Origin of the sequence: Paraburkholderia phenazinium (assembly GCF_900100735.1) — a bacterium.
In the GTDB taxonomy this organism is placed as follows: Bacteria; Pseudomonadota; Gammaproteobacteria; order Burkholderiales; family Burkholderiaceae; genus Paraburkholderia; species Paraburkholderia phenazinia.
The window spans coordinates 35,058-56,105 of sequence record NZ_FNCJ01000029.1 but is presented as its reverse complement, the minus strand read 5'-3'; the positions used below and the strand labels follow the sequence as shown (position 1 = coordinate 56,105).

Sequence of the window (21,048 nt, the reverse complement as noted above, 5' to 3'; positions counted from 1 at the left end):
CGCAGGGCAGCCTCGGCTCTCCCGCTTCGCGCCGCACCTCGATTGTTGCGAACGCATCCAGACGGCCGCATTCGATCACGCGACCCCAGGCTCAGAACTGGTAGCCGACACTCGCGTAATAGCCCCAGCCGGTCGAGCGGTTCGGGAAGGGGCCGTTGCCGAAGTCGAGATCGCCACCAGCCCACTGGCCACCGTTATGGAAGTAGCGAGCCGCAGTCCAGAAACGCCAGTGAGTGAAGGAATAGAGCAACACGTTTGTTGCAACGAAGGCCGTATCGGTGCGGCTATCGTTGCCGGTCTCCTCACGCAGCTTCGAGCCGAAGTCGTAGTTGAAGAAGCCGATATAGGTCAGGTTGCCGCCATGAAACGTGCCGAAAGGATAGATGTATTTCATCTGGGCACGATAGCCATCCCATGAGTTCTCGTTCGCCGCGCCGTAATTCTCCCATTGGCGCCGCACGTAGAGATTGGCGGACAGAATCAGCGGCGTATGCGTGTCGATGTCCGTGCCGAAGCCTCCATAGAGCGTGTTCTGGCGACCCGCCACATCGTAGCCCTGGTCATATATCCAGTCGAACGCGACATACCACTGCTTGAACGGCCCGAAGCCCAGGTGCTTGCCGACCAGCTCGTCGATCGAGACGCGCGGTTCCTGCTCGCTGAAGAGCGGCGAACCTCGATCCCACACGCCGGTGTCGTGCGTGCTGCCGACGCCAAAAACCTTCGGCGCATCCATATAGCCGTACAGATCGAACGGGCCTTTCCTGCCGAAGTATTCGTACTCGAGGTAGAGGTCGTTGGTCTCGTATGGACCGAAGCGGATATCCTTCGAGCCGATCACGCCGAGGCTCTGATGAAACCAGCTCGACAGATAAGGCGACGATTCGGCCGGTTGCGGCGCAGGAGCCGGTACGCCAGCGCCGATGCCCGCGACCGTCGTGCCGGCGGCGTCATCGGCCCGTGCCGTTGGTGCGATTAGCAGACTAACCACGACGACGATCCCGATTCCGGCTATCAGCGCGCCGCAACCTTTTGCAGTGCCCATCCGTTTTTTAACAATCGTTTTGTTCGGATACCTAATCTGCATAATTCAAGCGGGTCCTCGTTATCATTGATCTTCTGGAGCAGCCGTGCAGCTATGCGAATTACATTGAACCCCGGCCGGGGCACCGCTGGGCAGCACGGGCCGCATAGTTTATGTGCATCGACGCCCCAATATTGACCTTCTAGTCAACTTTTAGCGCGGCGATGCCACGGCGCGCTGAGAAACGCATGAACCATGCCAAAACTGTCTAAGTGGTCAAGATTCTAACTGCCCGCCGGACCTGCGGGGAGGTCGCGTAAACGCTTATCGGGCCAAGGCCCGATGCATTATGCATAGTGCTTAAGCGATGCGGCCACGCCCCGCATTTCGCAAACGCTCAACGCCTTCGGCCAGTGCAAGCACCACCTGTTGCCCATCGCGCTCACGGATACTGATCGTTTGCTCGCGCTCGTCACGCGGCCCGACTGCGACGAAGAGCGGCACCTGCTTTTCGCGCGCATCGAAGATTTTCTTTTCCAGCCGCTCGGGGCGATCATCGAGGACGACCCGCACGCCAGCCTCTTCAAGCGCTTGCACGACCTGCGCCGCGTACGCCGCGCTGGCGTCGTTGATCGTCGCCACCGCGACCTGCTCCGGCGCAAGCCATACGGGCAACCAGCCCTCGTGATGCTCAAGGAGCAGCGCGATGAAGCGCTCCATGCTGCCGAGCACTGCATGGTGAATCATCACGGGCCGTTCGCGCTCGTTGCGCTCGTTGACGAACTGCGCATCGAGCCGTTCCGGCAAAACGAAGTCGAGCTGAACCGTGCCGCACTGCCAACTGCGTTCGCGGCTATCGATCAGATGGAATTCCAGTTTGGGGCCGTAGAACGCGCCCTCGCCTTCGAGCACCTCGAACTTGAGCCCGGCCGCAAGCGCGGCTTTGGCCAACGCCGCTTCGGCGCGATCCCACACCTCGTCATTGCCGGCGCGCAACGCAGGGCGCGTCGCTAGCGCCACCGAGAAAGCCGGAAAGCCGAGGTCGGCGTAGACATTGTGCAGCAGATCGCAAAAGCGTCCGACTTCGCTTTCTATCTGCGCTTCCATGCAGAAGACGTGGGCATCGTCCTGCACGAACGCGCGCGTACGCTTGAGTCCCTCAAGCGAGCCGGACGGCTCATCGCGATGGCACGCCCCGAATTCGCTATAGCGCACCGGCAACTCGCGATACGAACGCACGCGCTGATTGAACACCTGAACGTGGCAAGGGCAGCTCATCGGCTTAAGACAAAGCGCGCGCCCTTCGGCGGAACCCTCGGCGTCGCTCTCGCCCTGTGCTTCGGAGAACGAAAACATGTTGGCGCCGAACTTCTCCCAATGCCCGCTGCGCTCCCATAACGAGCGGCCCAGCAGTTGCGGCGTGCGGATCTCGCGGAAGCCCGCGCGCCGCATTCGCAGGCGAATATAGTCCTCCAGCACGCGGTAGAGCTCCCAGCCTCGTGGATGCCAGAAGACCATGCCGGGACCTTCCTCCTGCTGGTGGAAGAGGTCCAGCTTGTTACCCAATACGCGGTGATCGATCTCATTCATAGTACGCTCCGTTTGATTTTAACCATCGACGGAGGGCTATAAACGCCAAGGGCCCCGTCCGTCTCCGGCGGGGCCCTTGGGGGTTTGCTGCAGCTTGTTTCTCTAGCGCGCGCAACCTCCAGACGACCCGCCCATGAGGGTAGTCGTCGTGGTGGTGGTGACAGCCGCGAAGGAGAACGAATAGAGGTCCATGGATCGACAATAAACGATCCGATAGCGATACGTCAATCGACACCTGCGGGAATGTGTGGCGCCCCACTCGCCGCCGGCGCCACTTCGAACGCCTCGCCGGTAGCGAAGAACGTCCCGCCCGCCACGTAGTGACACGTCCGCAGATCCGGATCGTCGCCGAAGTGCCAGCGGTTCTTCGAGTAGACCCGGCTATCGGCGTAGGCCGCCACCACTTCGCCGATGATCAGATCGTGGCGCTGGCTGTCGTCGGGAATCAGCTTGCATTCGAGCCACGCGATGCAGCCGGCCAGCATCGGCACGTCGATGCGTTGACCTGGAAATGTCTCCAGACCGAAGGCGGCGAACTTGTCGAGTTCGACGCCCGGGGTCGAGCCGACCGCGAGCGTTTCTCTGGCAAAGCCACGGCTAGGGAGTTGCAGGCCGAACACCCCGCTCGCTTCGATCAGTTGCCGCGTCAGCGTGCGGCTGTCGACCACCACCACGACCTTGGGCGGGTTGAAATCGAGTGGCATCGCCCACGAGGCCGCCATGACGTTGGTGCGCCCCTCATGGGCGCTGGTGATGACGGTGACCGGGCCGTGATTCAGTAACTGGGTCGCCCGCGACAATTCCACTGCTTCTCTGGTGCCTTTCATACGTCCCTTCATGGTCCAAACTGTCCATCGATCCGTGCGGCGTGCCGGCGCGTCCTATGCGCGCCACATGGCATTCTAGCCAGGCTGTGGACCTGGCGTGCTGGCCGGTACCAGGCGAGCTCTCCGCACCGCACCGCCGCCACAGCGCCTCGCAGGCAGCGCCGCCGGGCGCGCCACAACGTTTCGACACGCATCGAAGCATGCAGCCGGCGCGAACGCCTATGATGGCAACATCGCAGCAACCCTCTTGCACGGGATCGACCATGTGCCCTCACCCGAATATCGCGTCCACTGCCTTCCTGATCGCCGATCCGGCGCGCGCCAGCATGTTGATGGCGCTGGTCGAAGGACATGCGCTGCCCGCCGGCGAGCTTGCCTATGCGGCGGGCGTCACCGCACAAACCGCCAGTGCACATCTGGCAAAGTTGCTAGCCGGTGGCCTTGTCGAAGTCGAGGCAGAGGGCCGGCACCGCTATTACCGGCTAGGCGGTTCGCACGTGGCCCTGCTGCTCGAAAACCTCGCCTCGGTTACGCCGTTGAACCGTCCGCGCGTGAGGCCGCTCAGTGCGGACGCGCAGAAACTGCGCTTCGCGAGGTGCTGTTACGACCATCTGGCGGGGCAACTCGGCGTGGCGGTGACGCAGGCACTGGAGCGCCGCGGCGTCATCGTCGCAGGGGCGGACAAGCAGTTCGAGGTCACTGCCGCTGGAATCGAGTGGTTCGGCCGGATGGGGTTAAACGTGCCGGACTTGCAGCCCACCCGGCGCGGCCTCGCACGCCAATGTCTCGACTGGTCGGAACGGCAGCATCATCTGGCGGGGCCGCTCGGTGTGCAGTGGATGAACCTGCTATGCACGAACGGCTGGTTGCGGCGGGTCAAGGCGACCCGCGCCGTACAGGTGACGCCGCAGGGTTGGGTATGGTTGAAGGACCAGCTGGGCATCGAAGGCAGACAGGGAGAGCTCACGCACGACGCCTGAGGCGGCCCCGCGCTAGCTCTTTTCGCCGTGCGCGACGTCCAACGGTTTGTGCTGCTCCTCGCCAAGCCCCGGGAAAAACGCATTCCACGCCGCGCGGACCCCTTCAGCGGCGGTCGCTTCTGCGCTGAAGGTCTCGACGTCACCTGAGCGGGACGCATCGGCGGAGAGTCCTCGCCAATGCGTGAATACCAGCAGCGGCTTTTCGCTCCACTCGTTAGCGCCGAACTTCGCAAACGCCGTATCGCCGCTCACTAGCTGAACCTCGTACCAGCCGTCACGCACAGGCGTATAACGGTCCAGCGGAAACCACGCGGTCGGTCGAATATCCATCATGCCCCCTCATCTCTGAACGAAAGATCGTCATAGGTGGAGGTAAGGCATTCTTCATGCCCGGCGTTCGTACGCAAGCGCAGCACAAGAGGCGCGTTGAGCACGTGGGCTCCTGAGGCGCTGCGGTAGCGCGGCAGCAGGCTCCGCAGCCAGGCAGCGATGCGTCGTTGCGGATCAGATAACGCCTTGGCGCGGCAGGTTCCGATTAACGTAAAACTTACACGTCCAGGCGAACGTGGCGAAGCCGATTCAATCGTGTTTCCACCCTGAAATCCGCGCGAACACCGATAGCGAACGGAATATACCGCGCCCCATAATGGAACAGTGGCAGCGGCCGGAGCATCCGAGCATGAACCTTCATCGCCTCGATCTCGTCTCACTCTCGCTTTTCGCGCTCATTGTCCGAAGCGGCAGCATCAGCAAGGGCGCCGAGCTCGCCCACCTCGCTATCGGCGCCGCCAGCAAGCGTATAGCTGACCTCGAAGCCACAATCGGCGCCGAGCTATTCGAACGCCACTCCCGCGGCATCACGCTCACCGCGGCGGGTGAGGCGCTCAAGCTTCACGCGCTGCGCATTCTGAACGACGTCGACCTGATGACGGCGGATATGTCGGACTACGCGGCCGGCGTGGTGGGCGTCGTTCGGCTGTGGGCCAACACGTCGGCGGTGACGCAGTTCCTGCCGTCGGACATTGCCAGGTTCAATTCCACCAATCCGGAAATCCGCATTGAGCTGGAAGAGCAGGACAGCGGGCAGGTCGCCCTGGCAGTGGTGGACGGCGCGGCCGATTTCGGCATCATGGCCGACCAGATGCCCACGCTCGGCCTTCAGACCATGCCATATCGTCAAGATCATCTGGTCCTGGTGGTCCCCGGCGGCCATCCGCTGACCCGGCGCGAGTCGGTATCGTTCGTCGACGCACTGGAGTTCGACTTCGTCAGCCTGTCGCGCAACACGTCCCTCGCCAAACGCCTGCAGGCCGCCACCGCTTTTTCGGGCGGACAACTGAAGCTGCGCATTCAGGTGCGTAGTTTCGATGCGATGTGCCTGATGGTTGCCGCAGGGCTCGGCATCGCGGTGCTGCCCGACGCAGCGGTACGCCCGCACCTGAAGTCGATGGACTTGCACAAGATCGGTCTGGCGGAAGACTGGGCTCACCGCGAACTGCTGATCTGCGCTCGCGACCTGAAAGCGCTGCGCAAGCCGGCGCGGCTGCTCGTCGACCATCTGATCCGCGCGGCGCCGGAGGCGACCAAGGCCCCGCCCCGCTGACGCAAGCGGCGCTTTCGCGTTCCGCGAAAACTGGGTTCCCCACTGTTGCATTCCGCCCACTGGATCGCGCGAGGAGAATGAACTCCCATAGACCGCAGCCTCGCCGGCCGTGACTGGCAGACAGGCTAGCCCGGGTCAAACAAGCATTCTTTCATCTGAATGTATGGAGACACCCTCATGCAACCCGCGAGTACACCCCGCACGTTGTTCGACAAGCTTTGGCAAAGCCATGGTTTGGCATCCGGTCTTACGGCATCCGTGACGCGAGGCAGGGCATCATCCACGTCGTGGGCCCGGAACAGGCCCTACTGGCGCACGCTCGTCAGCGACGAGGAGGCCCGCTTCGACAAAACCGTCGAGATCGATGCCACCCGGTTGCGGCCGATGGTCACCTGGGGCACGTCGCCCGAAATGGTGGTTTCGATCGACGCCGCCGTACCGAACCCCTCGGATGAACCCGACCTCGTGCGCCGTGCCGGCATGACACGTGCGCTGACGTACATGGGCCTCGAGCCGGGCACACCGCTCGAGCGCATCGCGCTCGACAAGGTTTTTATCGGCTCGTGCACGAACGCACGCATCGAAGACCTTCGCGTCGCCGCAGCCGTCGTGAAAGGCAAGCAGGTTGCGCCGAACATCCAGCTCGCGCTGGTGGTGCCTGGCTCGGGACTCGTCAAGGCGCAGGCCGAAGCCGAAGGTCTCGACGCCATCTTCAAGGCAGCCGGCTTCGAATGGCGCGAACCGGGCTGCTCGATGTGTCTCGGCATGAACGACGACCGGCTGCGCCCGGGCGAACGATGCGCGTCGACCTCCAACCGCAACTTCGAAGGCCGCCAGGGCCCCGGCGGCCGCAGCCACCTCGTCAGTCCCGCGATGGCCGCAGCCGCTGCCATCGCAGGTCATTTCGTCGACATCTCCCGCGGAGATCTCTAATGCAACCCTTTACCAGACTGGAGGCGCTCGTGGTGCCGGTCGACCGGGCGAACGTCGACACCGATGCGATCATCCCCAAGCAATTCCCGATCAAGCGACGAACGCATTGTCCAGGACCTGTTCGACCTTGTCGCCCGCCCGTCCGGTTTGCAACTCGCGATCGATCTGGAAGCGCAAACCATCCGGCCCGCCGGCGGCGATGCGATCCCCTTCGAGATCGAAGCGGAACGCAAGCGCCGCCTGCTCAACGGCCTGGACGACGTCGCGCTGACGCTCAGCCAGGCCGACCGTATCCGCGAGTACGAGCGCGTCCGCCGCGCTCGGGAGCCCTGGCTTTTCAGCTAAGGCAAAACGCCTTTCGACATCGACCGCACTCTCAGGAGCTTTCACGATGAACGGCCAACCTTCCTTTCCGAGTTCACCCGCCGCGCTTAAAGGTGTGCGCGTGATCGAAATGGGTCAACTGATTGCCGGCCCGTTCGCCGGCAAAACGCTCGGCGAATTCGGCGCCGAGGTCATCAAGATCGAGCCGCCGGGCGCCGGCGATCCGCTGCGCAACTGGCGCCTGATGAAGGACGGCACGTCCGTCTGGTGGCAGGTGCAATCGCGCAACAAGCGCTCGATAGCGCTCGATCTGCGCAGTGCCGAAGGCCAGAACATCGCGCGCCAGCTGATTGCCAAGGCGGACGTCCTGATCGAGAACTTCCGGCCGGGCACGCTCGAAGGCTGGGGAATGGGCTACGAGCAACTGGCCGAGCTGAATCCCCGGCTCATCATGCTGCGTATCTCGGGGTACGGCCAGACGGGGCCCTACCGTGACTTGCCCGGATTTGGCTCGATCGGCGAGGCGGTCGGCGGCTTACGTCATCTGACCGGGGAGCCCGGCCGCGTGCCGGTGCGCTGCGGCATCTCGATCGGCGATACGCTCGCCGCGCTGCATGGCGTGATCGGCGTGCTCACCGCGCTCTACCACCGCGACGCGAACGGCGGCAAAGGACAGGTCATCGACGTCGCGCTTCACGAAGCAGTCTTCAACGTGATGGAGAGCCTGATTCCCGAGTACAGCGCGTTCGGGGCGGTCCGCGAAGCCGCCGGCAGCGCGCTGCCCGGCATCGCACCATCCAATGCGTATCGATGTGCCGATGGCTATGTGCTCATCGCCGGCAACGGTGACAGCATCTTCAAGCGCCTGATGACGGCGATCGGCCGCGGCGATCTGGCGGACGCCCCCGCCCTCGCGAACAACGCCGGGCGTGTTGTGCGCGTCGACGAACTGGACCAGGCCATCGAAGCATGGACCGCGCAGCGCTCGACCGAAGATGTGCTGGCCACGCTGACCGAGGCGCGGGTGCCCGCAGGCAAGATCTATACGGCCCGCGATATCGCCGAGGATCCGCACTACCGCGCGCGCGACATGATCTTGCAGCAGACCACACGCGACGGCTATGACGTCGAGGTGCCCGGCATCGTGCCCAAACTGATGGGCACGCCGGGTTCCGTGCGCTCGTCGGCGCCAAAGCTCGGCGACGACACCGATGAGATCTTGCGTGAGATCGGACTCTCCGAAGACCGGATTGCCGAGTTGCGCGACAAAGGAGCAATCGCATGAACATCTGGAACGGACAACACCGCCGCATTTACATGCAGGAAGTCGGCACGCGCGACGGTTTTCAATCGGAAGGCACGTTCGTCGAAACGCGCGACAAGATTGCGCTGATCGACGCGCTCTCCAACACAGGCATGGCGAAGATCGAGGTGACGGCTTTCGTGTCGCCGAAAGCGATTCCCGCGTTAAGCGACGCCGAGATCGTGATGCGTGAAATCGCCCGCAAGCCTGGCGTCGTCTATACGGCATTGGTGCCGAATGTGCGTGGCGCCGAGCGCGCGATCGAGGCGCGCACGGATGAGCTGAATCTCGTGATGTCCGCGACCGAGAGCCACAACCTCTCGAATCTGCGGATGACGCGCGAGCAGTCGTTCCATGGGCTAAAGCAGGTTGCCGCCCTTGCGCGCGATGCCGGAATCCCGGTCAATATCTCGTTGTCCTGTGCATTCGGCTGCCCAATGGAAGGCGATGTCCCGACAGATACCGTGCTCGAGTGGACGCGACGCTTCGTCGAGGAAGCCGGCGCGCGAGGCGTCACCCTGTGCGATACGACTGGCATGGCCTTTCCGCAGCAGGTCGCCGCGCTGACGGCGCGATGCGTCGAGCGCTGGCCTCAGACCGAATTCACGCTGCACTTCCATAACACGCGCGGCATGGGGCTTGCCAACGTGCTCGCCGCGATCGATGCGGGCGCCGACCGCTTTGACGCGTCGCTGGGCGGCATCGGTGGCTGTCCCTATGCGCCGGGCGCTAGCGGCAACGTATGCAGCGAGGAGATCGTGCACGCGCTCGATCTGATGGGCTACGACACCGGCGTCAACCTCGGCGCGCTGATCGATGCGTCGAAGCGCTTGCCGGCGCTGATCGGCCACGATACGCCAAGCCAGATCGTGAAGGCGGGGCGGCGCCTCGACCTGCATCCGCTGCCGGCCGACTTTGCCGCGATCCGCGAGCGAGCCATGCAACGTGACGCACGCGCTCAACCAGGTGCCTGACACTATTTACCTTGCTGCATTAACTGGGCTTTGCTCATAGACACCCAAAGAAAGCGTCGCCGCAACGTCCTTCAGGAGACACCATCATGCAAAACACCCACATCGCGCAGCCGCCAAAAACACACTGGTACGACGGCCTGACGATCGCGCACTGGCGCGTGCTGCGCGGCGCCTTCCTCGGCTGGATCTTCGACGGTTTCGAGGCGCTCGCGCTGGTGGTCGTCCTCTCGCCGATGCTCAAAACGGTGCTGACGCCGGCCCAAGCGCTCTCGACGCCCGTCTATGCCGGCGGTGTGATCGGCATCACCTTGCTCGGCTGGGGCGCGGGCGGCATGGTCGGCGGCATTCTCGCCGACTACGTTGGGCGCAAACGCATGATGCTGTGGTCGGTCTTCCTTTATGCGCTGTTCTCCGGCCTGACCGCTTTTTCCACCACCTTTACCGTGCTGTGCCTGCTGCGATTTCTCACCGGGCTTGCGATGGGCAGCGAATGGAGCACGGGTGTCGCGCTGCTTTCGGAGACCTGGCCGGAACATGCCCGCGCAAAGGGCGCGGGTTTCCTGCAGTCCGGTTTTGGCTGGGGCACGCTGCTCGCGGCCGTGGTGTGGTATGCCCTTGCTTCCGCGCAACCGCTGGGTGGAGAAACGTGGCGTCTGATGTTCGTCGCCGGTGCGCTGCCCGCGTTCTTCGTGCTGTATCTGCGCCGCGGCCTGAACGAATCGGAGAAGTGGAAGCAGGCCGTGAAGGAACAGCGCTGGAACGCGACCTCCGACGATGGCGCCGTCCGGCACGTCTCGCGAGCCGGCAAGCAGAACGCCCGCCCCTTTACGCTCAAGCAACTATTCACCGAGCGCGAAGCGCTTCGCCGCACGCTGTTGACGACTGTCCTGTCGATCGTCGCGACAACCGGCTGGTGGGCGATCTCGAGCTGGCTGCCGACCTATACGGTTGCGCTCGCGAAAGCAACGGGCGTGGCCGATGCCGTCGCGTGGGGCTCGCGGATTTCGATTCTCTATACGGTGGGCGCGATCGTCGCCTATATCGCGGCGGGCTTCATCGTCGACTCGATCGGCAGACGCGCCTTCCTGAGCGCGACGTTCGTCGGTTCGCTGATCACCACGATCGTCACCTATCACTACACTGCGACACTGAGCGGCATGGTCATCATTGCACCGATCAACGGATTTTTCACGCTGGGATGCGGGTACGCGTGGATGGCGATCTATCCTTGCGAACTGTTCACGTCGACGGTGCGCTCGACCGCGATCAGTTTCGTGTTCAACGCCGCACGCCTGATTGCATGGGTCTTCCCGATCCTTTCCGGTTCGATGATCAAGGCATTCGGCGGTGTGTCTCACGCCGCGCTCATCATGAGTTCGTGCTACCTGCTTGGTATCATCCTTCCGTGGTTCCTTCCGGAAACGCGCGGCAAGGGAATGCCGGAATGACTGGCGGATTGCCGCGACGCAAGCTTGCGTTTCACTACCATGGGACAACTTCAGATGCATGATTTGCGTTTCTCCGCTCGATCCTTCGATACCCTGATCGTCGGCGCAGGCTCGATGGGCATGGCCGCTGGATACTATCTAAGCAAGGCGGGAAACAAGGTGTTGTTGCTCGATGCCGGGGATCCGCCTCATGACAGCGGTTCGCACCATGGCAGTACGCGTCTGATCCGTCACGCATATGGAGAGGGCGCGGCTTATGTGCCGCTCGCATTGCGGGCGCAGCAGCTTTGGCTGGAACTGGAACAGGAAGCGGACGCGAGTGTCTTCGAGCGCACCGGTATCGTCAATATCGGACCGCCTGGCAGCCCGTTCATGCGGGAAGTCCAGCGAAGCGCATCACAGTACGGGCTGTCGGTGGAATTTCCCGACGCTTCCGAAGCGCGGCGCCGCTGGCCCGCATGGCAATTGTCGGGCGAGCAGATTGTGAGCTTCGAACCCGATGCGGGCGTGCTGTACTGTGAGCAAGCGGTCACGAGCTATCGACACCTCGCGAGTACGCTTGGCGCAACGCTACGAACGAACACGCTGGTCACAGGCATCGAGTTGCATGGCCAGAACGGCGTGAGCGTCATCACCGACAAAGGAGAGCGCTTTACCGGCCGCGATCTGATCGTGTGCGCCGGCAAATGGAGCAGTGCTTTGCTTCAGTCCGTCGGAGCACGGATTCCGGTTGCTCGCGTCCGCAAAACTTTCGCATGGTTCGACGTCACCCCGAAACTATTTGAACCAGACGTGTTTCCCGGTTTTGCCATCGCTTCGGAGCTGGGCCAATACTATGGATTTCCCAATCTGGATGGCAGCGGCCTAAAGGTCGGACGCCATGACGGCGGTCAGCCTGTTGCAGCAGACGCACCGCTCACCCCTTTCGGTGATGAGTCGACCGATGTAGCCGAACTCGAAAGCTTCCTGCGGCGGTATCTGCCGGCAGCCGGAAAGCTGCGTATGGGTAAGACCTGCGAGTACGATGTGACGCCTGATGAGCATTTCATCATCGATCGATTGCCCGCCTGTTCACACGTCCACGTGGCAACAGGTTTCTCGGGACACGGCTTCAAATTCGCCAGTGCAATCGGAGAGGCCCTGGCTGAGCGGATCACGCAAGGCGCGAGCCGTTTGGATCTCTCCCTTTTCTCATTGGGACGCTTCGACGGTTCACGTTAAGATCGTCGGCGCTAATAGAGCGTCCCGCCCCCCGACCGGCCTATTCCCGACGCGCAGCGCAGCGGTCGATAAATTCAGCTCCATTTGGAAGTCCATAGAATTAAGTCATCCGGAATAAAACGATGACTCGGACACCTGTTTTCGAAAGGCGCGCGCAAATTTATGCGCCGGACATGCCGCCCATACTCCCTGGAGCGGCTATTCAATCTCTCTGACAAGTAAATGTCATCTGAAAGGACGATAACGTCGCCTTGACCTGGATTTCAACGCACAAAACGATAAGACCAATGCCCTCGGGGAATACCAAAATTTCAGGAGTGTTGTTCATGAGTCGAACCTTTTTGACTGCCTTACTTTCCACCTTGGCGCTGCTATCGGGTACCGCCACAGTCGAAGCCGCCACGCTGCCCGTTCAAACTCACGCTGCATCAACCGCTGCGCCTACCACCACGCTGATCACAGAACCCGACCAGGGTCTCACGCCGATCTACACGTTCATGCAATCGGCAACCAAAACGCTCGATATGACGATGTACGAACTCGTCGACACCACAGCCGAGCAGATTCTCGTGCAGCTTGCGGCCAACGGCGTCGCGGTGCGGGTTATCCTCGACCAGAATCTTGAGTCCAGCAACAATCAGGCTGCATACAACTACCTGTCGCAGAACGGCGTCAACGTGGTCTGGGCCAATCCGGCCTACGCGGCCACGCATCAGAAGTCGATCGTCGTCGATGGGCAATCGGCCGCGGTCATGACGCTCAATCTGACAAGCCGCTATTATTCGACCTCACGCGATTTCGCTGTTATCGATAACGACGCCAACGACGTGGCCGCCATCGAGAACGTCTTCAACGCCGATTTCAACAGCAGCTCGGTGACACCCCCTGGCGGAGACGATCTGGTCTGGAGTCCGACGCAGTCGCAGACCGATCTGATCAACCTCATCAATTCGGCGCAAAGCACGCTGCAGATCGAGAACGAGGAGATGAGCAATTCGAAGATCGTGACGGCGCTTGTCAACGCGGCAAACCGCGGGGTGCAGGTCCAGGTGACGATGACCTACAGCAGCGAGTGGGTCAGCAACTTCAACAAGCTCAGCGCAGCCGGCGTGCAGATCAGCACTTACGCGTCGAGTGCCTCGCTGTATATCCACGCGAAAACGATCCTCGTCGATTACGGCACGCCGCAAGCGAGCATCTTCATCGGGTCGGAGAATTTCTCGGTGGCATCGCTGACCAAGAACCGTGAGCTGGGTCTCGTGACGACGAACCAGGCGATCCTGTCGTCGGTCGAGAGCACGTTCACATCGGACTTCAATGGCGGGTCGCCGTTCGGCGGCAATAACGGTCAGCAATTGCTGAGACAATCGCCGTTCCTTTGATTGGCGGCGTCCGCGTATCGAAGCGCGGCCGAACGGGCGACGCTTACATCATCGCCGGGCTGACCAGTGGACCTCAACGCCGAGATCGTCGGCCGTCCGCTGGTTTCCCCTGCCCTGCTTATATTGCGGAACGCTTGCGTATGTCCTCAACAGCAAGGTATGTCCTATGAAGTGGCACGAGCCGGCATTCGTACATCGCTCTTCCTGTATATCCCTATTGCAAGGCCCGCGATAATCACCGCAATCGAGACCAACTCGAGAGGATGCATCTGCTCACCGATCAATAGAATTGAAGTGACGATGCCAAAGACTGGAATCATGAGCGACAACGGCGCAACCGTCGAAACGGGGTACAACTTCATCAACGAGTTCCAACCCCAGTACGAAAAGTGCGTCGCGAGGTAAACCTGGAACACCAGCGAGAACAAGGCCACTCCACCCATGTTTCGCCAACTCGTCAGGAATGGCTGCCCTCCTTCTAGCCACCAGGTACCGAGCAGTAAAGGAACCGGCGGAAACAGGCTGGCCCAGACCATGAAGGAAAAGATCTCCTTGACTCCGGACTTTTTGATGATCACGTTGCCAACGCTCCATGCGACCGCGCTTAGAACGATCAACGCGATACCAAAGATCTGATGTGCGCCTTTCTGAGCCAGAAAGATCCCGGTTAGCCCAAACAGAACCACGATTGCGCCAACCCATTGCGCAGGGCGTAAGGTCTCGCGAAACAGAAACGCTCCCCAAAACATCGTGAAGAATGCGCTGAGCTGGATGATCAGCGACGCGATGCCCGGCGCGACCCCCGCTGCGATTCCGTAGTTGATCGCCCCCCACATGCCGACGCCAAATATCAACCCATACGCCGCGACATAGCCGAAATGGACCGACGGTCTGCGGATGAAAAACACCCACGGAATCGCAGCCAGCGCGAAGCGGATTCCGGTCAGCACAAACGGGTCCACCGAGTCCAAACCGAGCTTGGTGATCGGAAAATTGGTGCCCCATACCAATGTGACTAGTAACGCGAGGGCAAGATGCTTCTTCTCCATGCTTTCTCCAGGTAACGACATGCTTTGACGTGCGTTATTCAACGCTCATGCGTTACATCGTAAAAGCGACGGAGATGGCCCGCCTTCGGTACCGGGTCAATCGCTGTAGAATTTGGGCCATGCTTAACGCTATGCTCAATACGATGCTCGATCCGTACGAGGACATTCCTCGCAGCGTTGTCATGACCGTGAACGACTATCCGGCCGGTTCGACATACCCCTCGCACTCGCATCGGCGTGGGCAATTCGCATTTGCCTCTCGTGGCGCAATCAGTCTCTCGACACCTGAGGGCAACTGGCTCGTGCCACCGCAGCGGGCGTGCTGGGTGCCAGCGGGTGTCGAACACGAAATGACGATGAGCGGCGCGGTAACGATGCTAAACACGTTCGTCTCGGACGAGGCATCACGAGCGGCCGGGCTGGCTGACCAGTGTGGCGTGTATGGTGTTTCACCGCTATTGAGGCAACTGCTCGACGAGGCTGTTGATCTGCCCGCTCTTTACGACGATGACGGACGCGCCGGCAAATTGATGGCATTACTGGTTGCAGAGATAGCGACCATGCCGCAGCTTTCGCTGAACGCCCCGCTGCCCGCCGATCCTCGTCTCGCACGAGTGTGCCGGCGCATATTCGTCGAGCCCTCGATCGCAATTGATCTGGATACCGTTGCGGCCGAAGCGGGAATGAGCCGGCGGACCTTCACGCGCTTGTTCCGAGCCCAGTCCGGCGTAAGTTTTGCAGAATGGCGGCAACAGGTTTGCTTATTGGCTGCGATCAAACGGCTGAGCCTGGGGCAGCCAGTGACCGTGGTAGCGTTGGATCTCGGCTACGCGAGTCCGAGCGCGTTTGCCGCCGCATTCCGCCGTGTGCTTGGCGAAACGCCGAGCCAGTACGTGGAAGTAAATTCACGCTGGATGGGGTGATAGGTCAAGCCGTTCAAGCCGCAGCCAAAGATGTATTGCAACGGTTGGCCGAACGAGGCCGAGATCCGAATACAGGGAGCGTCGAAAATGTTGATTGCCTTCGGAGGACTGCCGGGAACCGGAAAGACAACGGTCGCGCAAACACTCGCTCGCAAGCTCGCCGCAGTTTATCTGCGTATCGATACGTTGGAACAGGCATTCATCTCGTCCGGGAGCGGTCGGGCAGATATCGGACCTGACGGCTATCTGGCCGCATATGCTGTTGCGGGCGATAACTTACGTCTTGGGTTGACCGTCGTCGCAGACTCGGTCAATTCGTTGCAGATTACGCGTGCTGCCTGGAGAAAGGTGGCGCTCGAGGCGGGTGTGCGGATCTTCGAGATCGAGTTGATTTGTTCCGACACGACAACGCACCGTCTGAGGGTCGAGGGGCGCCAGCCCGATATCTCTGGCCACACGCTGCCGACCTGGAAGAACGTGCTCGAACGTCGATATGATCCATGGGACTCGGAGCATCTTGTAGTCGACACAGCTAACGTTTCCGTTGAGCAGGCCGTCGAAACAATTACCCGCCGCCTGTCGATGCCACCTCGGGAAACTCGAATGCTTTCGCGTACGAAAAATTCGCTTTCCGGAGACACGCCTTAACAACGCGTGGGCCTCGACGACCACATTCTCGAAACTCAGCGACTGATTGCCGAGCAGCATCGCTATGCCGCATTGATCGCATTTTCTGACGACAACGTGCCAGTTGGTTTCGCCGAGGCCGCAGTGCGTCACGACTACGTCAACGGTTGCAAGACGTCGCCCGTACTCTTTCTCGAAGGCATTTACGTCCTCCCAGATGCGCGCCGGGCAGGTATCGCGAGAGCATTGTGTGCCGCCATTGGTCAATGGGGCTCCGCGCACGCCTGTACAGAATTCGGGTCCGATACACAGATCGACAACGTCTACGCTCAGGCGTTGCACCGTGCCCTTGGCTTCGAGGAAACCGAGCGTGTGGTCTTTTTCCGCAAACGCCTATCGCGGTGACGGGCTTCGCCGTTCACCGGCACCGTTTTCCCCGCCACAAAATAACCGATCGCATCTACCCAGCTCCGCTGGCTCAGGTATGCTGAGCGCTCCTGGGTGGCTTCCGTTCAAGGGGAGAATATGCGGCGCGTCGTATTCAATCAGAAAGGTGGCGTAGGTAAATCGACCATAGTTTGTAACCTGGCGGCCATCAGCGCCAGCGAAGGTATCCGCACACTGGTCATCGACCTGGATGCTCAGGCGAATTCAAGCCAATACCTGCTCGGCTCGCAGGTCGGCGAGGCCAGTCCCACCGTGGCCGGCTTCTTTGAAACCGCGCTCACGTTCAGCTTCAAGCCTGTCGAAGTTACATCGTTCATTCATCCGACACCGTTTGAGAACCTCGACGTCATGCCCGCTCATCCTGATCTGGACACGCTGCATGGCAAACTAGAATCCCGTTACAAGATCTACAAGTTGCGTGACGCGCTCAACGAACTCGACATGTATGACGCGATTTACATCGACACGCCCCCTGCCTTGAACTTCTACACGCGCTCCGCCCTGATCGCGGCCGAGCGTTGCCTGATTCCGTTCGACTGCGACGATTTTTCCCGGCGCGCGCTTTACACCTTGCTGGAAAACGTGAAGGAGATCCAGCAGGACCACAACGACGCGCTGGAGGTGGAAGGGATTGTCATCAACCAGTTTCAGCCGCGCGCGAGCCTGCCCCAAAAGCTGGTTGATGAGCTTATCGGTGAGGGCTTGCCGGTGCTGGCTTCACGGCTGTCTTCGTCTGTGAAGATCCGCGAATCGCATCAGCAGGCAAAACCGCTCATTCACCTCGAGCCTGGGCACAAACTTTCGCAGGAATATCGGGCCTTGCATCGGGAATTGGTCGCGTGAGGGGACGCCGGGGGAGGACCGCTCCCGGCCAGCAGCGGTCGTTCGACGCGGCGGGCAGGATCGATGACAATTTGGCGGCGTGTCCGCGACAATGAACCGGAAAGCAAATGAAAAAAACCATTAGGACGAAACGCTTTGTTCAAGGTGTATTGGTACTCGCTTGTGTTTTGTATGGGAGCGATGGAATCGCGGCTGCCGTCCAGCTGGACGCCGCGACCGTTTCAAAAAACGAGGGTGCGGTAGCTCAGATACCTCAACTTAGCCAGTCCGGGAATCGGCTCTCGGGCGACGAGTCGATGTGGGGAGTGCTCGGAAAGCCTGCCGAACCAATCCTGAATCTCATCAACGCGAGTCCGCTAATGGTTTCGGAGTTGAGCGACTATCGAGATGCCGTTAATGCGCATACGGCGTTGCCATTTGGCGATTTGAAGGAGGATTGGAGCGGGGCGAAGATGTTGGTGCTCCCTGACGGCATCAAGCAAATTGTGATCAGTTCCGATGTGGTCGCCGCATCGCCGGGCGAACTGGTCGGAGATCTAAGTCATGGTCTCAGTTACTTTCGCAACTATGACAATGATCGGCGGCTATATGATGCGCTGGTCGGCAAACTCCCGCCCGATGATCCGAAGTATCGGATGATGATTGGTTTCGTAGGCGTCGGGATGACTGCGAGGGCCGAGGTCAACAACTACATCATTCAGCAACAAATCTTGGCCAGGACAGCAACCGAGACTGGCGGAGCGGTGACCATCAAACTGGCGAACGACAAAAATTCCAAGGGCTTACTGCAATCCACGCTGGACAACGTGTACGCCCCTGACCGTGCGCAAGGCGTGCCACCCGAGCAAGACACAGCAAAACTTGAAAAAGCCGCGTTTGTTATCACGCGATCCATACCGATACCGAGACGCTCGGCTCAATAGCATTAATCGAAATCAGCGATTGAACGGCGGATCGAGAACGCCCCGAGGCACATGAAAATGTCAATACATCCGACCGTCAGGCGGCAATCAAGCTCCGAACAAAGGGCTAAACGCATAGCACAATTGTTGATGTACAAACCAAGTACCGCTTTGGAGAACGTCGAGAGACAGCTTCGGGTCGCGTGCTGCCGATCGCAGCCTAGCGAGGTTGAACTGCGTATGCAATTTGCATGAGTCGGCACCCGGCCAACAACGGTCAATCGGCATGCATCCGTAGATTGTCGACAGTCATTAGGCATTTCGCAACCGTTCATATCGCGCGTGTCCGCGCGCAAGGAGATATTGCGCCCCGTATTTCGTCCGAGTACCTTTGCAGGCCAGATCAGCAACTGAAGCAGGAATTTGTCCTTGTAACTTGACCTTGTGCGTATTGCCACACATAAGCCGCTTAGCATGAGTTTTCTGCCGAGCGTGTTTTTTCGCTCGTTTGTCGAGCGTATGCACAATCAAAAGGTCAATAGCATGAACGAAACAGGTCATTCAGAAGAGTATTTCGGCGATTACCGCGATCATTGGTGGAACGCGGATTTCGTCAATTTGATCGCCCAGCGGTTGAATTTGGCATCGAAGCACTCCGCGCTCGATGTCGGATGCGGATTGGGGCATTGGACGCGGATCATCGCGCCACACCTGGCCGCAGGTGCGATAGTGCGTGGCGTGGACGCCGATCCGAAGTGGGTGCGCGATGCTCCCGCATGGACAGCCACGATGCGTGATCGAGGACTGGACGTTCGTGTCGAGTATGGCGATGCGCTATCACTTCCATTCGCTGACGCCAGTTTTGACTTCGTCACGTGCCAGACAGTGTTGATTCACGTAAGCGATCCTCAGCACGCGATGCGCGAGATGCTTCGTGTTCTGAAGCCAGGCGGATTGCTTCTTTGTGTAGAACCCGACAACCTGTGTGCGACAACGATGCGCTCATCGTTCGGCGACGAATTCACCTCGAAAGAATGTGCGGAAGGTTACGAGTTCGCCTTGACAATCGAGCGTGGACGTCGAGTACTGGGGCGCGGGGATCATTCACTCGGCGGACTTGTTCCCGGCTATTTCAATCAGGTCGGCCTCAAGCAAATACGGACATGGATATCGGATAAGGCTATTCCGCTTTATCCGCCGTACGAACGAGCGGAGCAACGAATCATTGTTGACGGTATGAAAGCGTGGCAACAAGCTGACGACCCGGCTCGGAAATCAGAGACGCGGGGGTTCTTTGTTGCCGGAGGCGGCGATGCCTCGCTATTCGATGCACTGTGGGCGAGAGATGTTGAGAACCAAACACGATATGCGCAGGCCATCGGTGCTGGATCCGTTGTGCTTGGCGGTGCAGCATTGATGTATCTCGTCAGCGGCATCAAGCCGAACCTGTCGCCAAGTGCCGAAGCAGATGTCGCTCGGCGAGCTTAAAGTAAGTTAGTCGGCGTGTTTGGCTTTTTGACGAGAAGCCGGTCACTTGCGACGGTAAGTGACCGGCTCAATTGATCTGATCCGAACCTTATACGCGTGCTGGCGAGCCGAAGTACACGTGGACGATCTGTATTGATTGATGCGAGCGGAGTGTCTGCTTAGGAGAAAGATGAAAGGCAGGAGCGGGTCGAGCTGGGGCGGTCGCCATCGGGGTATATCCATGAGCGGATGTTCGGCAGCGCGGTCTGGATCGTCGACACTGGCAAGCAACAAACGACGGCCAGCCGTTCGTGCTGCTGGAGACGTAGGCCGCCAGAATCGCTCGCTCTAGCCGCCGTTAGAATTCCTTTCTCTTTCTGATCGGACCTACAGATGACGCACGTATTCGATGACACCAGAGAGCTGGCACGGCGTCTTGCCGATGCCGGCTTTGAGGGGCACGCAGAGCAGCTTCTGGCTGCAATGTCTCAAGGAGCCACTGGAACGGAAATCCTTATGATCTTGCGTTCACGTCTGTCCAACGTGATTGACGATGAACTGTCCCTACTTTCCATAAAGGCGGCGCTGAAGGACTGCGCGAAATCGTAGCTCATGCACTGAAACGGTGAACGGTGGTACGAACGGACGACCGATAGGACGAACAGTTCCCGATCAACCTTGCACAGGCTGGTGTTCAGCAATGAAGCAGATAGACCACATTGATGAGATTATTCGAGATTCATTTGGTCTTTGGATCACAGGGCTCTTTGACTCGATTAGGCACTGGAATCCAACCTTCTCATTCGATGAGCATAAAGCTGCATTTTTTGACGTAGTACGACAATTGCTGGATCAGGGCAAGATCATGTTCATTGCACCAGGAGCTGACTGCTATACGTCTCCTGCGAATCCACATCCTCGATACACTATCTACGATCGAGATGCACAGTGGCACGAGCCCCCCGATGAGATTGTTCGCCAGCTCGTGGCCCAATGGCCGCGTCACGTATCGAATGCAAACGATCCAGAGCTAACAGTTTATTTTTACATGATCCCGGGTGTCATTTGGGTCGACGAGGACGGGAAGCTATACGCCTCATAGGCAGCCGATAGGCGACTGAATGACCGTTCTCGGAAATACTGAAAGTCAGCTTCGGGTCGATCAGAGCCGGTCGTCGTCG

20 protein-coding genes and 2 pseudogenes are annotated in these 21,048 nt (G+C 60.1%); 17 read left to right on the top strand and 5 right to left on the bottom strand.

The annotated features are described in order from the left end of the window. Window positions 1–91: 91 nt before the first annotated feature. The 3 genes from BLQ92_RS36355 to BLQ92_RS36345 form a co-directional block, all read right to left on the bottom strand. The gene (locus BLQ92_RS36355; RefSeq protein ID WP_090695067.1) at window positions 92–1,045 is read right to left on the bottom strand and encodes a nucleoside-specific channel-forming protein Tsx; all 954 of its coding nucleotides are present in this window, start codon (window positions 1,043–1,045) and stop codon (window positions 92–94) included. 339 nt (window positions 1,046–1,384) lie between these two features. Next, complete coding sequence (gene thrS / locus BLQ92_RS36350) at window positions 1,385–2,614, bottom strand: threonine--tRNA ligase (RefSeq protein ID WP_090695063.1); 1,230 nt, start codon at window positions 2,612–2,614, stop codon at window positions 1,385–1,387. Between the two features lie 224 nt (window positions 2,615–2,838). Next, window positions 2,839–3,441 (bottom strand): flavin reductase family protein, encoded by a 603-nt coding sequence (locus BLQ92_RS36345; protein ID WP_090695058.1) that lies wholly within the window; start codon window positions 3,439–3,441, stop codon window positions 2,839–2,841. A 263-nt stretch (window positions 3,442–3,704) separates the two neighbouring features. Between BLQ92_RS36345 and BLQ92_RS36340 the strand changes: the two genes are divergently transcribed. Continuing rightward, a complete protein-coding gene (locus BLQ92_RS36340) occupies window positions 3,705–4,421 on the top strand; it encodes an ArsR/SmtB family transcription factor (RefSeq protein WP_090695054.1) in 717 nt (238 codons plus the stop codon). A 12-nt stretch (window positions 4,422–4,433) separates the two neighbouring features. Here BLQ92_RS36340 and BLQ92_RS36335 read toward each other — a convergent pair whose 3' ends face one another. Further along, window positions 4,434–4,754, bottom strand: coding sequence for a hypothetical protein (locus tag BLQ92_RS36335; RefSeq protein WP_175772629.1), 321 nt, complete (start codon window positions 4,752–4,754; stop codon window positions 4,434–4,436). Window positions 4,755–5,100: 346 nt separating this feature from the next. On the opposite strand from BLQ92_RS36335, the gene BLQ92_RS36330 reads away from it, so the two are divergent. The 8 genes and pseudogenes from BLQ92_RS36330 (at window position 5,101) to BLQ92_RS36295 (ending at window position 13,609) form a co-directional block, all read left to right on the top strand. After that, entirely contained in the window at window positions 5,101–6,024 is a 924-nt protein-coding gene (locus BLQ92_RS36330; RefSeq protein ID WP_090695170.1) for a LysR substrate-binding domain-containing protein, read from the top strand. Between the two features lie 288 nt (window positions 6,025–6,312). After that, window positions 6,313–6,957 (top strand): annotated as a pseudogene (locus tag BLQ92_RS36325) (aconitase family protein); the annotation flags it as partial. Beyond that, window positions 6,957–7,302, top strand: a pseudogene (locus tag BLQ92_RS36320) (3-isopropylmalate dehydratase small subunit). The pseudogenes BLQ92_RS36325 and BLQ92_RS36320, both read left to right, overlap by 1 nt. A gap of 46 nt (window positions 7,303–7,348) precedes the next feature. Beyond that, complete coding sequence (locus BLQ92_RS36315; RefSeq protein ID WP_090695050.1) at window positions 7,349–8,566, top strand: CaiB/BaiF CoA transferase family protein; 1,218 nt, start codon at window positions 7,349–7,351, stop codon at window positions 8,564–8,566. Further along, complete coding sequence (locus tag BLQ92_RS36310; protein ID WP_090695047.1) at window positions 8,563–9,558, top strand: hydroxymethylglutaryl-CoA lyase; 996 nt, start codon at window positions 8,563–8,565, stop codon at window positions 9,556–9,558. Before BLQ92_RS36315 ends, BLQ92_RS36310 begins: the two co-directional genes overlap by 4 nt. Window positions 9,559–9,644: 86 nt before the next feature. Continuing rightward, window positions 9,645–11,006, top strand: a complete 1,362-nt coding sequence (locus BLQ92_RS36305) for an MFS transporter (protein WP_090695044.1) — start codon at window positions 9,645–9,647, stop codon at window positions 11,004–11,006. A 39-nt stretch (window positions 11,007–11,045) separates the two neighbouring features. Continuing rightward, a complete protein-coding gene (gene solA, locus BLQ92_RS36300; protein ID WP_341806968.1) occupies window positions 11,046–12,227 on the top strand; it encodes an N-methyl-L-tryptophan oxidase in 1,182 nt (393 codons plus the stop codon). Window positions 12,228–12,553: 326 nt separating this feature from the next. Beyond that, the gene (locus BLQ92_RS36295; RefSeq protein WP_175772628.1) at window positions 12,554–13,609 is read left to right on the top strand and encodes a phospholipase D-like domain-containing protein; all 1,056 of its coding nucleotides are present in this window, start codon (window positions 12,554–12,556) and stop codon (window positions 13,607–13,609) included. 164 nt (window positions 13,610–13,773) lie between these two features. Here BLQ92_RS36295 and BLQ92_RS36290 read toward each other — a convergent pair whose 3' ends face one another. Further along, on the bottom strand, window positions 13,774–14,658 hold the full coding sequence (locus BLQ92_RS36290; protein ID WP_090695036.1) for an EamA family transporter: 885 nt from the start codon (window positions 14,656–14,658) through the stop codon (window positions 13,774–13,776). A 131-nt stretch (window positions 14,659–14,789) separates the two neighbouring features. On the opposite strand from BLQ92_RS36290, the gene BLQ92_RS36285 reads away from it, so the two are divergent. The 8 genes from BLQ92_RS36285 to BLQ92_RS36250 all read left to right on the top strand — a co-directional run bounded on the left by BLQ92_RS36285 (window position 14,790) and on the right by BLQ92_RS36250 (window position 20,969). Next, on the top strand, window positions 14,790–15,581 hold the full coding sequence (locus BLQ92_RS36285) for an AraC family transcriptional regulator (RefSeq protein ID WP_090695162.1): 792 nt from the start codon (window positions 14,790–14,792) through the stop codon (window positions 15,579–15,581). An 87-nt stretch (window positions 15,582–15,668) separates the two neighbouring features. Beyond that, on the top strand, window positions 15,669–16,229 hold the full coding sequence (locus BLQ92_RS36280; protein ID WP_090695159.1) for a P-loop nucleotide/nucleoside kinase family protein: 561 nt from the start codon (window positions 15,669–15,671) through the stop codon (window positions 16,227–16,229). Between the two features lie 6 nt (window positions 16,230–16,235). Continuing rightward, window positions 16,236–16,613: an aminoglycoside 6'-N-acetyltransferase gene (gene aac(6') / locus BLQ92_RS36275; RefSeq protein ID WP_090695032.1), complete on the top strand. Its 378-nt coding sequence runs from the start codon at window positions 16,236–16,238 to the stop codon at window positions 16,611–16,613. 120 nt (window positions 16,614–16,733) lie between these two features. Continuing rightward, window positions 16,734–17,498, top strand: a complete 765-nt coding sequence (locus BLQ92_RS36270) for a ParA family protein (protein ID WP_090695028.1) — start codon at window positions 16,734–16,736, stop codon at window positions 17,496–17,498. A 107-nt stretch (window positions 17,499–17,605) separates the two neighbouring features. Then, window positions 17,606–18,421, top strand: a complete 816-nt coding sequence (locus BLQ92_RS36265) for a hypothetical protein (protein ID WP_090695024.1) — start codon at window positions 17,606–17,608, stop codon at window positions 18,419–18,421. 453 nt (window positions 18,422–18,874) lie between these two features. After that, entirely contained in the window at window positions 18,875–19,888 is a 1,014-nt protein-coding gene (locus tag BLQ92_RS36260) for a class I SAM-dependent methyltransferase (RefSeq protein WP_090695020.1), read from the top strand. Window positions 19,889–20,260: 372 nt separating this feature from the next. Then, a complete protein-coding gene (locus tag BLQ92_RS36255; RefSeq protein ID WP_090695016.1) occupies window positions 20,261–20,476 on the top strand; it encodes a hypothetical protein in 216 nt (71 codons plus the stop codon). Between the two features lie 91 nt (window positions 20,477–20,567). Continuing rightward, the gene (locus tag BLQ92_RS36250; RefSeq protein ID WP_090695012.1) at window positions 20,568–20,969 is read left to right on the top strand and encodes a hypothetical protein; all 402 of its coding nucleotides are present in this window, start codon (window positions 20,568–20,570) and stop codon (window positions 20,967–20,969) included. Window positions 20,970–21,048 lie beyond the last annotated feature (79 nt).

What these genes read in the sequence shown, in the direction of transcription:
- BLQ92_RS36265 (WP_090695024.1), top strand. Translation starts at nt 17,606, where the DNA reads ATGAAAAAAACCATTAGGACGAAACGCTTTGTTCAAGGTGTATTGGTA.
- BLQ92_RS36280 (WP_090695159.1), top strand. Translation starts at nt 15,669, where the DNA reads ATGTTGATTGCCTTCGGAGGACTGCCGGGAACCGGAAAGACAACGGTC.
- BLQ92_RS36260 (WP_090695020.1), top strand. Translation starts at nt 18,875, where the DNA reads ATGAGTTTTCTGCCGAGCGTGTTTTTTCGCTCGTTTGTCGAGCGTATG.
- BLQ92_RS36285 (WP_090695162.1), top strand. Translation starts at nt 14,790, where the DNA reads ATGCTCAATACGATGCTCGATCCGTACGAGGACATTCCTCGCAGCGTT.
- BLQ92_RS36335 (WP_175772629.1), bottom strand. Translation starts at nt 4,754, where the DNA reads ATGATGGATATTCGACCGACCGCGTGGTTTCCGCTGGACCGTTATACG.
- BLQ92_RS36270 (WP_090695028.1), top strand. Translation starts at nt 16,734, where the DNA reads ATGCGGCGCGTCGTATTCAATCAGAAAGGTGGCGTAGGTAAATCGACC.
- BLQ92_RS36345 (WP_090695058.1), bottom strand. Translation starts at nt 3,441, where the DNA reads ATGAAAGGCACCAGAGAAGCAGTGGAATTGTCGCGGGCGACCCAGTTA.
- BLQ92_RS36315 (WP_090695050.1), top strand. Translation starts at nt 7,349, where the DNA reads ATGAACGGCCAACCTTCCTTTCCGAGTTCACCCGCCGCGCTTAAAGGT.
- BLQ92_RS36255 (WP_090695016.1), top strand. Translation starts at nt 20,261, where the DNA reads ATGACGCACGTATTCGATGACACCAGAGAGCTGGCACGGCGTCTTGCC.
- BLQ92_RS36295 (WP_175772628.1), top strand. Translation starts at nt 12,554, where the DNA reads ATGAGTCGAACCTTTTTGACTGCCTTACTTTCCACCTTGGCGCTGCTA.
- BLQ92_RS36340 (WP_090695054.1), top strand. Translation starts at nt 3,705, where the DNA reads ATGTGCCCTCACCCGAATATCGCGTCCACTGCCTTCCTGATCGCCGAT.
- BLQ92_RS36330 (WP_090695170.1), top strand. Translation starts at nt 5,101, where the DNA reads ATGAACCTTCATCGCCTCGATCTCGTCTCACTCTCGCTTTTCGCGCTC.
- BLQ92_RS36355 (WP_090695067.1), bottom strand. Translation starts at nt 1,045, where the DNA reads ATGGGCACTGCAAAAGGTTGCGGCGCGCTGATAGCCGGAATCGGGATC.
- thrS (WP_090695063.1), bottom strand. Translation starts at nt 2,614, where the DNA reads ATGAATGAGATCGATCACCGCGTATTGGGTAACAAGCTGGACCTCTTC.
- BLQ92_RS36310 (WP_090695047.1), top strand. Translation starts at nt 8,563, where the DNA reads ATGAACATCTGGAACGGACAACACCGCCGCATTTACATGCAGGAAGTC.
- BLQ92_RS36250 (WP_090695012.1), top strand. Translation starts at nt 20,568, where the DNA reads ATGAAGCAGATAGACCACATTGATGAGATTATTCGAGATTCATTTGGT.
- solA (WP_341806968.1), top strand. Translation starts at nt 11,046, where the DNA reads ATGGGACAACTTCAGATGCATGATTTGCGTTTCTCCGCTCGATCCTTC.
- BLQ92_RS36290 (WP_090695036.1), bottom strand. Translation starts at nt 14,658, where the DNA reads ATGGAGAAGAAGCATCTTGCCCTCGCGTTACTAGTCACATTGGTATGG.
- BLQ92_RS36305 (WP_090695044.1), top strand. Translation starts at nt 9,645, where the DNA reads ATGCAAAACACCCACATCGCGCAGCCGCCAAAAACACACTGGTACGAC.